Raw genomic sequence first — 13,139 nt, forward strand, 5'->3', positions numbered from 1 at the left:
CAGCCGATCACGATATCAGGCGGCATCGGCGGTCTGGGCCGCCGGAAGGTCGAACCCGCCTTCGCGCGCCAGCCGGATGGTCGTCGTGGCGACGGTCTTGCGCGCCTGCGCTATGTCCGCGGCCGCGACATTTTCCGAACCCGAGCTCAGCTCGGACTCGATCATGCGCCGTGCGCGCGCGCCGATGGAGGACAGCACTGCTTCGGTCAGGGCCGGCGGCGCGCCGCGCAGGGCGAGCGTCACCACCTCGGTCGACAAGCCGTCGAAAATCTGTACGCGGGCCTTCTGCGTCAGCAGCGGAATATCGTCGAAACTGAAGATGCGCGCGCGCACCCCGTCGAGATCGGGGGTGCCGGCGGCGGCGAGGTCGTCCATCACTTCGTCGAGCTGGCCCTTGTCCATCTCATTGAGGACGCTGGCGAGGCGCGCCTGTCCGGCCGACGTGTCCTTCGAAGACGTCTCGGCCAGCACCTTGGTGCGCAACTGGTTCTCGACGATGCGGGTCGCCGTTTCCGGCACCGTCGAAAGCGTCAGCATCCGCTTCATGATTTCGCCACGCAGCGGTTTGTCGATGGTCAGCAGGACGCTGGCGGTCGCCTGCGGCGCCAGCTTCGACAAAACCATGGCCGACGTCTGCGGATGCTCGCCCGCCAGGAAACGGCCGAGCCGTGAAGGTTCGAGCTTCTCGAGCTCCGGCCAGATCGGCGGCGGTCCTTCCGGCGCCGTTTCGACCTGCCGTCCATTCATGATCTCGCTGACTTCCTCGGGCGAAAGCGATTCCAGGATCGTATCCATCTTGTCGGCGGAATCGAGCAGCCCGGCGCCTTCGGTGAATTCGGCCTCGAATTCCGCCACGATCCGCTCGAGGTCGCTTTGCGGGATGGTGCGCAACAGCCGCGCGGCCTCGATGAGCGCCTTCAATTCCTCCTGCTTGAAGAATTTCAGCAGCCGGCTCGCGGAAGGCTTGCCCATCGCGACCAGGATGGCGGCGGCTTTCTGCGCGCGCGTCAGGGTCACCGGCGCCGTCATGCTCTTGTCCCTTCCTGCCGGTCGCTGGCGGCTGGCCGCATCATCAATCGTTCTTCCCGGCGGTGACTTCGGTCAGCCTTATGCCAAAGCGCGACGGATCGCTCTCCAGCACGGTGATCTCGCCGCGCGCGATCTTGCGGCCGTTGACGATCACGTCGACCGGCTCGCCGATGCGCCGGTCCAGCGCCACCGTTGAACCCTTCTGCAGCGCCATCAGGTCGGACACCGGCATCTGGGCGCTGCCGAGAACGATCTGCACCTCGACCGGTATGTTCATGATGACGCCGGTGTTGAGCGAGGCGGAATCGCGGAACGGAACGTCCGGCCGCTTCTCCTCGTCGCGCAGCACGCCGCGCAATTCCTCGATGGCGCGGTCGAGTTGCTCTTCCTGGACATCGAGAGCCGGCTCTGCGTTGGTCTTGGTCATGCGTCGTCTCCGGAGGGCTGCCGCTCAATGCGGCACGAGCCCGTCGATAAAATCCTGGCCCGCGTCGAACGGATGCTTGATGCGGACCGTGTAGTTTTGCCCGAGCTTGCCGAATTCGCAGACGAACAGCGTCTTGTTGCGGCTCGAAAGCCGCGCCTGCGATTGCGCCGTTTCCTCGATCTCGATCACCTGTCCCGCCTCCAGCCCGGCGAGCTGCCCGAGCGTCAGCGTGGCCAAAGGCATTGTCGCCTCGAGCGTCACCGCCGAGCGCATCACTTCCTCGGAAAAGCGCTGCCGCCAGGTGGAACTCGTGGATGCCTCGGCACCCGAATCGTTGCCGCGCTCGGCCAGAAGCACCCGCTGCGGAACCGTCACGGCAATGGTGCCGCTGTCCGCCGGCGTCGACAGGGAAAAGACGATGCGGGCCGCCGGACCGTCGCGCAGGACGCGCCGCTGCGCCTCGGCCCCGGACAGGGCCGCGGGCACCGGCAGACGTAGGTTCAGCCCGCGCGAACCGGAGCCGTTGAAAGCCTCGGCGATCTGCTGGAACAACAGCGTCGCGACCTCCGTTTCGATGGACGACAGGTCGCGATTGATGGGTGCGGCGGGCATGTCCGCATCGCCGCCGAACAGCAGGCACACCATGACGGCGATCGCCTGAGCGTCCATGACGATAGTCAGCGTGTCTGGCGAGGATGGCGAGGCGACCACCGTCATCGCGAAGGATTCGCCCGCCCGGGCCCGGGCGTCCGCCACGCGGGAAACCTCGACGGCCGAAAGATCGACGGCGACAGCCGTTCCAATTCCTTCGGCCAGGCTCTTTTGCAGCAGCGGCAGAACCCGCTCCGCGAGGGACTGCGCCGCCCCCGTCACGTCGGAGGCGTCGCCGCTTTCGCCGACCAGGCGCTCGATGATGAGCGCGCGCGCCTCCGCCGGGTTGCCGGGGCTACTCATGCTTGCGGCTTTCGGCTGGAGGATCGCGACATCCGTCAGGCGGCCTTCTTTTCGCCCGAGGCCGAGCCGGTGTTCATCGTGCTTTGTTCAACGGCATCGATGGAGGGACGGTCATGCGAGGAAATCGTCTTGCGCCCGAACTCGATCGCCACCTGGGGCAGCGAACCGTTCATGTAGGCGAGCAGCGTCTGCTTCACGATCACGTAGAGGCGGTTCTTCTTGTCGCGCACCGTCTTGATCTTGGTGGCGATGGGACCGACCACGGCATACGAAAGGAAGATGCCGAGGAAGGTGCCAACCAGCGCGGCGCCGATCAGGCCGCCGAGGATTTCGGGCGACTGGTCGAGCGCGCCCATGGCCTTCACCACGCCGAGCACGGCCGCGACAATGCCGAGCGCCGGCAGGCCGTCGCCGACGGTGACGAGCGCATGATAGGCCTTCATCTTGTCGGCGCGGATGGTCTGGATTTCCTCGTCCATCAGCGCCTCGATCTCATGCGGACGGGCATTGCCGATGATGATGATGCGGCAGTAGTCGCAGATGAAATGCGTCAAATCGTGGTTCTTCAGCACGGTGGGGAAAGCCTGGAAGATCGCCGATTCTTCCGGGTTGTCGATATGGGCCTCGACTTCGCTGCGCGATTTGGTGCGCAGTTCGCGCATCAGGCTGTGCAGCACGCCGAGCGTTTCGAGATAGTCCTGCTCCTTCGGCACCGCCTGCTTGAAGGCCTCCATGATGCCCTTGCCGGTGTCCTTCACGGTTTTCATCGGATTGGCCACCAGGAAGGTTCCGAGCGCCGCGCCGCAGATGATGACCGCTTCCCAGGGCTGCATCAGCACCTGCAGGTGTCCGCCCATGGCCATGAAGCCACCCAGCACGCAGCCCAGCGTCACCACGAGTCCGATCAGAATGCCCACGCAAATTCCTTCCGACTTCACATCTCAAGCACGAATACGCTTCGTGCCTTGTGTGAGGCTTGAATCGCAGGCGAACCCCGATTCAGTTTCGCGCAAGGAAGCTGGAGTAGTGTGATGGTCTAGCTTCGGCCGGAGGCACGTCTTGTTGAGCACCTATGCGAGCTATCAGCTCATCGCCAGGGATATTCCGAAATCCCTCGACCGGATCGGCAGCCAGCCCGTCGTCGAACGCGAGACCGAGTACTATCTGGCCAATATCGGCAACGTCAAAAGCATCGACGAGTTCGTCAAGAACGACCGGCTTTTCAAATACGCCATGAATGCCTTCGGGCTGGGCGACATGTCCTATGCCAAGGCTTTCATGGTGAAGGCACTGAAGGAAGGCGTCACCGATCCCGACAGCTTCGCCAACAAGCTGACCGACAAGCGCTACGCCGAATTCGTCAAGGCCTTCAATTTCGCCAAGCTGGGCGACGCGGCCACCACCTATAACGGCGCCCAGACCGACGTGCCGAAGAACTATGCCCTGCAGGTCGATCTCGGCGTGGTGAAGGAGAGCTTCGCCTTCACCGAAGCCGAGACGAGCTACTACATCTCCAACATCGGCAATGTGAAGTCGGTCGACGATCTGTTGAACGATCCGCGGCTTCTCGATTATGCCATGGCGACATTCGGACTCGATTCCGAGACGGAGCCGGCGGCCACGGTGCGGCAGATGCTGGAAGGCGGCGTCAGCGATCCGCAAAGCCCTGCCAACCAGCTCGCCGACAAGCGCTATGCGGCGTTCGTGACGATCTTCGATTTCGCCCAGCACGGCGCGGACACCACCTCCCGCACCGAGGTCCAGGACGGCGTTCCGAAAAATTATGTCAACGCCACCGGCATGGGCCTGATCAAGCCCAGCGCCGAGTACATCAAAGGCGAGACGGACTATTTCCTGGCCAATATCGGCAAGGTCAGGAACGTCACCGACCTGCTCGCCAACAAGCGCCTGCTGACCTACGCCATGGCCACCTATGGCCTCGACGCCTCGACCGAGACGCCGAAGACGATCCGCAAGATGCTGGAGGGCGGGGTCAGCGATCCGTTGAGCCCGGCCAACCAGCTCGCCGACAAGAGCTATGCCGAGTTCGCCGCCGCCTTCAACTTCGCCGAGTTTGGCGATCAGGCGACCAGCCAGGACAGTGTCCTGAAGGACACGACCAGGCTTTACACGGCGAAATCGTCGCTCGGCCTGATCAAGCCGGGCGACGACTACGTCGCGGCCGAAACCAGCTACTATCTCGCCCATGTCGGCGACGTGAAATCGATCGACGATCTCTTCGCCGACAAGCGGCTCTACAATTACGTCCTGTCGAGCTATGGGCTCGATCCGGGCAAGCAGGACCCGAAACTGATTCGCAGCGTGCTGGAAGGCGGCATCCGCGACCCGGAAAGCGTCGCCAACAAGCTTGCCAACAAGGCCTATGCGGGCCTCGCGGCCGCCTTCAACTTCGAGGCCTATGGCGAGGACGCCACCACCTATCAGGCCAGCCACCAGCCCGTCGTCGACAAATACATGCGCCAGACGCTGGAAGAGGACGCCGGCAAGACCAATGAAGGCGTGCGGCTGGCGCTCTACTTCGAGCGCAAGGCCCCCGCCCTGACCAACTGGTACGAAGTGCTGGCCGACAAGGCGCTGGCAACCGTGATCCGCACCGCCTTCGGCCTGTCGGACTCCTTCGCCAGCGCCGATATCGACAAGCAGGTCAAGCTGTTCGAATCAAAGATGGACATCCCCGATTTCGCCGATCCCGAAAAACTCGGTGAGTTCATGACCCGCTTCACCAGCCTCTACGAGATCCAGAACCCGACATCCACGGCGCAGACATCGGTCAGCGTGCTGTTCTCCCAGCCGACCACGATCGGTGTCTCCACCGACCTCCTTATGGCCATGCAGCAGTTGAGGTTCTGATCTCCATGCAGGACAGTCTTTATGTCGCTCTTTCCTCACAGATCGCGCTCCAGCGCCGGCTGGACACCATCGCCGACAATGTCGCCAATGCTTCGACGGTCGGCTTCCGGGCCACCGGCGTCAAGTTCGAGGACATGGTTTCCGGCTCTGGTCCCAAGGCGGTTTCCTTTGCCTCCTCCGGCGACACCTTCCTGTCGGGCGGGCATGGCGCGCTGACGGAAACCGGCAATCCTTTCGACTTTGCCATCCAGGGCGATGCCTGGTTCGGCATCGAGACGCCGGTCGGGACCGTGATGACGCGCGACGGCCGCTTCTCCATGAACGAGAATGGCGAGCTGATGTCGATCGAGGGCTATCCCGTCCTCGATGCCGGCGGCGCACCGATCCAGCTCGACCCGCGCAACGGCACGCCGACGGCCGGCGCCGACGGTTCGCTGCGGCAGGGCGACCAGCTTGTCGGCGCCATGGGGCTGTTCGCCTTCGACCCCGGCGAGAACTTCGTCCGCTACGGCAATTCCGGCGTCGTTCCCGCCCGCGAGCCGGAGCCGATAACCGACCGCGCCGATATCGGCGTGGCGCAGGGCTTCGTCGAAGAGTCCAACGTCAACCCGGTGCTGGAGATGACGCGGCTCATCCAGGTGCAGCGCGCCTTCGAGAATGTCGCGGCGCTGATCCGGCAAAATGAATCGTCCACCACCGAAGCCATCAAGACGCTCGGTTCGAAGTGACCGAGGGACAGTCGCTGATCCGCGCCGGCGATATGGAGCTTGGCGCAGCGCAACCCGGCCGGCTCGAAATGCTCGAGCAGCTCTGGCGGCGTTTTTCCGATGACGCAACCGCTCTCAAGCGCGGCGGCCGGGTCAACGAGGTAAGCGCCACCCACTACAAGGTTCGTGGGCTTTCCGACGTGGCGCGTCTGGGCGACCTCGTCGAACATCGCGGCCACACCAGCAACAGCCGCGGCGAGATCGTCAAGATAAGCAGCGACGAGGTGACCATCGCGCCCTTCGAGCGCAGCGCCGACGCCGGTATCGGCGACGCGGTGTTCCGGCGCGGACCGCTTTCGGTCAGCCCGCATGGATCGTGGCGCGGGCGCGCCATCGACGCCCTTGGCCGGCCCATTGATGGCGGCGCGCCGCTCGCGCGGGGCATCGCCGCCGGCAACGACAAGACGCCGGGCGCGCTCGCCCGCCAGCGCGTCGGCACCTCCTTCATGACCGGCGTGCGGGTCATCGACATTTTCACGCCGCTCTGCTTCGGCCAGCGGCTGGGCGTTTTCGCCGGCTCAGGCGTCGGCAAGTCGACGCTGCTGGCGATGCTCGCCGGGGCCGACGCCTTCGACACCGTCGTCGTCGCGCTCATCGGCGAACGCGGCCGCGAGGTGCGCGAGTTCCTCGAAGACACGATCGGGCATTCCATGGCGAAGACGGTCGCCGTCGTCGCCACCAGCGACGAAAGCGCCATGATGCGCCGCCGCGCGCCCGATACGGCTATGCGCGTCGCCGAGCATTTCCGCGACCAGGGCCATCGCGTCCTGCTGATCCTCGATTCCATCACCCGCTTCGCCCACGCGCTGCGCGAAGTCGCAACCGGCACCGGCGAGCCGCCGGTGGCGCGCGGCTATCCGGCATCGGTCTTCACCGATCTGCCGAAACTGCTCGAGCGGGCCGGTCCCGGCGCCGAAGGAACCGGATCGATCACCGCCATCATCTCGGTGCTGGTGGACGGCGACGACCACAACGATCCGGTCGCCGATTCCGTGCGCGGCATCCTCGATGGCCATGTGGTGCTGGACCGCGCCATTGCCGAGCAGGGCCGCTATCCGCCGGTCAACCCGCTGTCCTCGATCTCGCGGCTTGCCGGCAAGGCCTGGTCGCCAGAGCAGAAAACGCTGGTGACGCGGCTCAAGTCGATGATCGCCCGCTTCGAGGACACGCGCGATATCCGCCTGCTCGGCGCCTATCAGGGCGGCGCCGATCCCGAACTGGACATGGCGGTGCGCCAGGTGCCGCTGATCTACGAGGCGCTCATCCAGACCCCGAGGGACAGGCCGTCGGCCGACCCCTTCTCCGACCTTGCAAGGCATCTGAAGAGGCTGACGTCCGATGCAGGAGAGTGAACGCCAGGACGCGGAAAGCATGCTGCGCGAGATGCTGGCGCAGAAGCAGGCCGAGGAAACGGTGCCGGCCCGGCGCAAGCCATTGGCGTCGTCATTGTCGCGTTTCAGCTTCAAAACCCCGCGGCTTTTCCGCCGGAAGCGGAAGAGCGACGGCATTTCAGATCCATTGGACGAGCTTTTTGCCGCGAGCGCGCCGAAATTCACCTCATACTCGAAGGCGAAGGAGAGCCGGCGCAGCGACCTGATGATCGCCGCGCTGGGCGTGACGCTCGGCCTGATCTGCGCGGTCTTCCCGTGGTACATCTTCTTCAACCCGGAGCAGTTCGGCGTCCAGGGCATCAAGTTCGGCGGCCGTGGCGCCAATGCCGGCCGCGTCGCCGTTGAGCGCTCGGCCGGGAACGAGATGGCGCCAACGGGGGGGCCGGAGAAAAAGGCCGGCGACGTCGACCTGTTTTCCACCGGCACGCTGCCGGACAGGGACAAGGCGAAGGACAAGCCGCCGGGACCGGACCAGCAGCCCTTCCCCGCCGCGCCGGTCGAATACCGGCTGGTTCACGTCGCCAATGGCCGCGCCATGATCGAGGACGATGCCGGCCTGTGGATCGTCCAGCGCGGCTCGACGCTTCCCGATTCCAGCCAGGTCACGGCCATCGAGCAGCGCAACGGCAAATGGGTGCTGGTGACGAGCAAGGACCGCGTCGTCGAGATTTCCAATTAGAGTCCTGCGCAAGGCCCGCGCAAGACTGGCGCACTAGTCTCCGCGAAGATGCCCGGAGATCGTGATGGGACCCGTCAACCTTTTTGACCTTGCTTCCAGACAGTCGCAATGGCTGGCCGTGCGCCAGTCGTCGATCGCTGGCAACATCGCCAACGCCAACACGCCGGGCTACACGGCGACCGACGTCGAGCCTTTCGAAAAGGTTCTGGACCGGTCGCTGGTTTCGCTGCGCGCCACGCAGGCGGGTCATCTCGGCGGCGGCGACAGCGCCGCCTTCGCAGTCAAGCAGCAGGAGAACGACGGTGTCGTCCTTCCCTCCAAGAACACGGTGGTGCTGGAAGACGAACTGGTGAAGTCCGGTGAAGTCCGCCGCTCCTTCGAACTCAACACGGCCATCGTCAAGGCTTTCCACACGATGATGATGATGGCGGTGAAGAGCTGATGGACGCGTTGTCAGCCGCCCTCAAGGTCGCAGCCTCCGGCCTCGGAGCGCAATCGGAACGGCTGCGCGTCGTTTCGGAAAACATGGCCAACGCGCAGTCGACCGGCACCGCCGCGGGCTCGGACCCGTACCGGCGCAAGACCATCAGCTTCGTCTCCGAACTTGACCGCGCCTCCGGCGGCTCGCTGGTCGAGGTCGGTTCGATCGACCGCGACCCGTCGCAGTTCCCCGTCGAATTCCAGCCCGGCAACGAGGCGGCGGACGAGAACGGCTACGTCAAGATGCCGAACGTCAACGTGCTGATCGAGATGGCCGACATGACCGAGGCCAACCGGTCCTACGAAGCCAATCTGCAGGTCATCAAGCAGGCGCGCGACCTGATCTCCATGACCATCGACCTGATGAGGAACCAGTAATGATCGGCGGCCTCGGCGCTATACAGCTCACGCCCTCAGTTGGGGGCTCCGATGCCGCGACAGGGCTGCTGCAGCCATCGGCGCCGGCCACCGGCGGCGTCACGCCGGCCTCCTTCACCGAGGCGCTTGAAAGAGCCGCCACGAAAACGGTCGATACAATGCAGAATGCCGAAGCGGTTTCGATCAAGGCGCTGCAGGGCGACGCCGACACCCGCCAGGTCGCGGACGCGGTGATGAGCGCGCAGCAGGCGCTGCAGACCGCCGTCGCCATCCGCGACAAGATCGTCAGCGCCTATCTCGACATCAGCCGCATGAGCATCTGAGGAACGTCCCGTGAAAGCACTCACCATCGCCGCCACCGGCATGAACGCCCAGCAGACGAACCTGGAAGTCATCGCCAACAACATCGCCAACATCAACACCACCGGCTACAAGCGCGCCCGCGCCGAATTCTCCGACCTGCTCTATCAGGTCGACCGGACGCAGGGCGTGCCGAACCGCTCGAACGCCTCGATCGTGCCGGAAGGCGTGTCGATCGGCCTCGGCGTCAAGACTTCCGCCGTGCGCAACGTCCACATCCAGGGCGGCCTGACCAGCACCGGCAACGCCTTCGACATGGCGCTGACCGGCAAGGGCTGGTTCCAGATCGAGTCCGCCGACGGCGGCACGCTCTACACGCGCGCCGGCGCCTTCAACACCAACGCCACCGGCCAGCTCGTCACCGTTGACGGCGCCAGCGTCGTTCCCGCCATCACGGTTCCGGCCGATGCGGTGGAGGTGATCGTCAACAAGACCGGGCAGGTGTTCGCGCGCATCGACGGACAGGCCGATCTGCAGCAGCTCGGCCAGCTCACCCTTGCCACCTTCGCCAACGAGGCCGGCCTCGCGCCGCTCGGCGACAATCTCTTCCAGGAAACCACCGCGTCGGGGCCCGCCAATGTCGGCGTGCCGGGCGATCCGGGCTACGCCACCATCGAACAGGGCTATCTGGAAAATTCCAACGTCGATCCGGTCAAGGAAATCACCGAGCTGATCTCGGCCCAGCGCGCCTATGAGATGAACTCCAAGGTCATCCAGGCCGCCGACGAGATGGCCGCCGTCGTCTCCAAGAATATCAGGTGACGACGATGGCCGCGCACGCTCTCCGCGCCTTTTTACGGGGCCTGGCTCTCGCCGCCGCTGTCGCCTGCGGCGGCGTCCAGGCGTTTGCCGAGGAGATCGTGCTCATCCCCAGCCGCGTCATCTATCCGGGCGAGACCATCGCGCTCGCCGCATTGAAGGAAGTGACCCTGCAGCCCGGCCGCCACAAGCCGGACGCCGTGGCGACGACCGCGCAGGAACTCGACGGCAAGATCGCCAAGCGCACGCTGCTGCCCGGCCGCTATATTCCGGCGAATGCGCTGCGCGAGGCCTGGCTGGTCGAACAGGGCGCCCCGGTGCAGGTGACGTTCGTCGCCGGCGCATTGACCATCTCGGCCAGCGCCGTGACGCTGCAGCCGGGAGCCGCGGGCGATCTGGTCAAGGTCCGCAATGTCGACAGCGGCAAGATCTTTTCCGGCACCGTCATGGCCGACGGCACCATCAGGGTCGGTGCATCATGAGGCTTGGCCTGTCGCTCGCCCTCATCGCGACGCTGCTTATACAGCCTGCATGGGCCGATGGCCTGACGGCCAAGGCCAAGCGCGAGCTGGCGACGCGTGACGGCGGCGCCTTCAACGAGCCCGACTACGACCCCAAGACATCGGCGCGCATGTTCCAGGTGTCGTCGGGCCCGTCCTCGCTGCCGCCCGGACAGGTCGCATCCCGCATCAAGGACATCGCCCAGCTCCAGAGCGCCCGCGACAACCAGCTTGTCGGCTACGGCCTGGTGATCGGCCTCCAGGGCTCCGGCGACAGCCTGCGGAATTCTCCCTTCACCGAGCAGTCGATCCGCGCCATGCTCGAAAACCTCGGCATCGCCACCGAAGGCGGCAGCGCGCGCGCCAAGAATGTGGCGGCGGTCATCGTCACCGCCAACATGCCGCCCTTCGTGCAGTCGGGCGCGCGCATCGACATCAACGTCTCGTCCATGGGCGATGCCACCTCGCTGCAGGGCGGCACGCTCATCATGACGCCGCTCAAGGCGGCGGATGGCGAGATCTACGCCGTTGGCCAGGGTTCGGTCATCGTCTCCGGATTCAGCGCCCAGGGCCAGGCCGAGCAATTGACGCAAGGCGTGCCCACCTCGGGCCGGGTTCCGAACGGCGCCATCGTCGAGCGGTCTGTGGATGCCGAGTTCGGCGACCAGTCGGTTTTGACCCTGCAACTGCGCAACCCGGATTTCTCCACGGCGGTCCGTATCGCCGACGCCATCAACGACTATACGCGCCAGCGTTTCGGCGCGCGCGTCGCGGCCGAACGGGACGCCCGCACGGTCTCCATCAAGAAACCGAAGAACATCGCCGCCGCGCGCTTCTACGCCGAGATCGAAAACCTCGTGGTCGAGTCCGACACGCCGGCCAAGGTCGTCATCGACGAGCGCACCGGCACCATCGTCATCGGCAACCAGGTCAGGATTTCCCGCGTCGCCATCAGCCACGGCGCGCTGACGGTCCGCATCACCGAAGCGCCGCGCGTCGTCCAGCCGGAGCCGTTCTCGCGCGGCGAAACCGCTGTCGAACCCTTCACCGCCATCGATGCGACCCAGCCCGACGCGCGGGTCGCCGTGCTCGACGGACCCAATCTCGAAACGCTCGTCTCGGGGCTGAACCGGCTCGGCGTCAAGCCGGACGGCATCATCGCAATCCTGCAAGGCATCAAATCGGCCGGCGCCCTGCAGGCTGATCTGGTTCTCCAATAGGTTCTGACGATGCTGCATCCCGCCTTCCCCCACCACAACCGTAGCCGCCACCCGCGCCTGCTCGCGGCCTGTGCGCTGGCGGCTGTCATCGCCGGCATCGGACCCGCCCGCACCGAGAGCGTGCGCCAGGTCCTGCCTGGTGCGCCGGCTGTGCCCGAGCAGCAGACGCTGGCGCGCGAGGCAGCGCCTTCGCCCACCGGCATCACCGGTTCCACCGGCGAGGAGAGCGAAATCCAGCGCTTCTGCTCCAACATCGCCGACGCCGCCCGCGACCGCCGCTACGCCTTGCAGACCGCCGAGTTGAAGCAGCTCCAGAGCGATGTCGACAATCGCATCAAGGCGCTGGAGGAAAAGCGCGCTGAATACGAGCAATGGCTCAAGCGCCGCGAGGTGTTCCTCGCCCGCGCCGAGGACGGCGTCGTCAAGATCTACGCAGACATGAAACCTGACGCCGCCGCCGAACGGCTGGCCATCGTCCATGCCGACCTTGCCGCGGCGATCCTGATGAAGCTGGATTCGCGCAAGGCAGGCGTCATCCTCAACGAAATGGACCAGAAGGCAGCCGCCATGCTCACCGGCATCATGGCGAGCGCGGCCCGCAGGGTGGACCCGACATGATCCGAAGAACAGCCATCCTCCTGGCCGTGGCAACGCTTTCCGGCTGCGGCACCAATCTGAAGGAGATCGGCCGCGAGCCGTCCCTGTCGCCCGTCGGCTCCGGCATCGAGAACGGCAGCACCTCGGTTTATCGCTACCCGGAAACGCCGGCTGCGCCGGTGAAGCGCTTTTCCCTGTGGGACGACAAGCAGAGCCGTCTGTTCACCGACCCCCGCGCCCTCCAGACCGGCGACATATTGACGGTCAAGATCCGGATCAACGACCGCGCCCGCTTCAAGAACGAGTCCGACCGCAGCCGCACCACCAACCGCACGCTGACCGGTTCGCTCGACGCCGAATGGGAAGGCGTCGGCACCGGCGGCGCCCTCGATGCCGGCGTCGGCTCCAAGACATCGACGGCCGGCGCCGGCGCCACCGAGCGTTCGGAATCGATCGACTTGAACGTGGCCGCCGTCGTCACCGACGTGTTGCCGAACGGCAACCTGATGATCAAGGGTTCCCAGGAAGTCCGGGTCAATGCCGAACTCAGGGTGCTGACCATCGCCGGCATCGTGCGGCCGTCCGACATTGGCGGCCAGAACACCATCTCCTACGAACGCATCGCCGAAGCCCGCATTTCCTACGGCGGCCGTGGCCGCCTGACCGAGGTCCAGCAGCCGCCTTATGGCCAGCAGATCCTCGATCAGGTTCTGCCTTTCTAGGCCGG

General features: G+C 65.4%; 16 protein-coding genes. 12 read left to right on the forward strand and 4 right to left on the reverse strand.

The features are described 5' to 3' along the window. Positions 1 to 15: 15 nt before the first annotated feature. The 4 genes from ASD44_RS10140 to motA are packed head-to-tail and all read right to left on the reverse strand — an operon-like array spanning position 16 to position 3,327. The gene (locus ASD44_RS10140) at positions 16 to 1,029 is read right to left on the reverse strand and encodes a flagellar motor switch protein FliG (protein ID WP_056111220.1); all 1,014 of its coding nucleotides are present in this window, start codon (positions 1,027 to 1,029) and stop codon (positions 16 to 18) included. A gap of 43 nt (positions 1,030 to 1,072) precedes the next feature. Beyond that, the gene (gene fliN, locus ASD44_RS10145) at positions 1,073 to 1,456 is read right to left on the reverse strand and encodes a flagellar motor switch protein FliN (RefSeq protein WP_056111222.1); all 384 of its coding nucleotides are present in this window, start codon (positions 1,454 to 1,456) and stop codon (positions 1,073 to 1,075) included. Positions 1,457 to 1,480: 24 nt separating this feature from the next. Beyond that, the gene (locus ASD44_RS10150; RefSeq protein WP_056111225.1) at positions 1,481 to 2,410 is read right to left on the reverse strand and encodes a FliM/FliN family flagellar motor switch protein; all 930 of its coding nucleotides are present in this window, start codon (positions 2,408 to 2,410) and stop codon (positions 1,481 to 1,483) included. Positions 2,411 to 2,445: 35 nt separating this feature from the next. Next, positions 2,446 to 3,327: a flagellar motor stator protein MotA gene (motA, locus tag ASD44_RS10155; RefSeq protein WP_056111228.1), complete on the reverse strand. Its 882-nt coding sequence runs from the start codon at positions 3,325 to 3,327 to the stop codon at positions 2,446 to 2,448. 142 nt (positions 3,328 to 3,469) lie between these two features. Here motA and ASD44_RS10160 point away from each other — a divergent pair, with 142 nt between their 5' ends. From ASD44_RS10160 to flgH, 12 genes are all read left to right on the forward strand, one after another. Beyond that, entirely contained in the window at positions 3,470 to 5,281 is a 1,812-nt protein-coding gene (locus tag ASD44_RS10160) for a DUF1217 domain-containing protein (RefSeq protein WP_056111231.1), read from the forward strand. Between the two features lie 5 nt (positions 5,282 to 5,286). Continuing rightward, entirely contained in the window at positions 5,287 to 6,009 is a 723-nt protein-coding gene (gene flgF / locus ASD44_RS10165; RefSeq protein ID WP_056111234.1) for a flagellar basal-body rod protein FlgF, read from the forward strand. A 32-nt stretch (positions 6,010 to 6,041) separates the two neighbouring features. Continuing rightward, positions 6,042 to 7,400: a flagellar protein export ATPase FliI gene (fliI, locus tag ASD44_RS10170; protein WP_156459913.1), complete on the forward strand. Its 1,359-nt coding sequence runs from the start codon at positions 6,042 to 6,044 to the stop codon at positions 7,398 to 7,400. Continuing rightward, on the forward strand, positions 7,387 to 8,118 hold the full coding sequence (locus ASD44_RS10175) for a hypothetical protein (protein ID WP_056111239.1): 732 nt from the start codon (positions 7,387 to 7,389) through the stop codon (positions 8,116 to 8,118). Before fliI ends, ASD44_RS10175 begins: the two co-directional genes overlap by 14 nt. A gap of 64 nt (positions 8,119 to 8,182) precedes the next feature. Then, on the forward strand, positions 8,183 to 8,560 hold the full coding sequence (gene flgB, locus ASD44_RS10180; protein WP_056111242.1) for a flagellar basal body rod protein FlgB: 378 nt from the start codon (positions 8,183 to 8,185) through the stop codon (positions 8,558 to 8,560). After that, complete coding sequence (flgC, locus tag ASD44_RS10185) at positions 8,560 to 8,976, forward strand: flagellar basal body rod protein FlgC (RefSeq protein WP_056111245.1); 417 nt, start codon at positions 8,560 to 8,562, stop codon at positions 8,974 to 8,976. The genes flgB and flgC overlap by 1 nt, the downstream gene beginning before the upstream one ends. Then, a complete protein-coding gene (locus ASD44_RS10190; RefSeq protein ID WP_056111247.1) occupies positions 8,976 to 9,299 on the forward strand; it encodes a flagellar hook-basal body complex protein FliE in 324 nt (107 codons plus the stop codon). The genes flgC and ASD44_RS10190 overlap by 1 nt, the downstream gene beginning before the upstream one ends. Positions 9,300 to 9,309: 10 nt before the next feature. Continuing rightward, positions 9,310 to 10,098, forward strand: a complete 789-nt coding sequence (gene flgG / locus ASD44_RS10195; RefSeq protein ID WP_056111250.1) for a flagellar basal-body rod protein FlgG — start codon at positions 9,310 to 9,312, stop codon at positions 10,096 to 10,098. A gap of 5 nt (positions 10,099 to 10,103) precedes the next feature. Then, positions 10,104 to 10,577 (forward strand): flagellar basal body P-ring formation chaperone FlgA, encoded by a 474-nt coding sequence (flgA, locus tag ASD44_RS10200; RefSeq protein WP_056115863.1) that lies wholly within the window; start codon positions 10,104 to 10,106, stop codon positions 10,575 to 10,577. Further along, positions 10,574 to 11,815: a flagellar basal body P-ring protein FlgI gene (locus ASD44_RS10205; RefSeq protein WP_056111253.1), complete on the forward strand. Its 1,242-nt coding sequence runs from the start codon at positions 10,574 to 10,576 to the stop codon at positions 11,813 to 11,815. The genes flgA and ASD44_RS10205 overlap by 4 nt, the downstream gene beginning before the upstream one ends. Before the next feature lie 9 nt (positions 11,816 to 11,824). Then, entirely contained in the window at positions 11,825 to 12,433 is a 609-nt protein-coding gene (locus tag ASD44_RS10210) for a MotE family protein (RefSeq protein WP_200946412.1), read from the forward strand. Next, the gene (gene flgH, locus ASD44_RS10215; RefSeq protein WP_056111260.1) at positions 12,430 to 13,134 is read left to right on the forward strand and encodes a flagellar basal body L-ring protein FlgH; all 705 of its coding nucleotides are present in this window, start codon (positions 12,430 to 12,432) and stop codon (positions 13,132 to 13,134) included. The genes ASD44_RS10210 and flgH overlap by 4 nt, the downstream gene beginning before the upstream one ends. The last annotated feature ends 5 nt before the right edge of the window (positions 13,135 to 13,139 follow it).

Origin of the sequence: Mesorhizobium sp. Root554 (genome assembly GCF_001427025.1) — a bacterium.
In the GTDB taxonomy this organism is placed as follows: Bacteria; Pseudomonadota; Alphaproteobacteria; order Rhizobiales; family Rhizobiaceae; genus Mesorhizobium.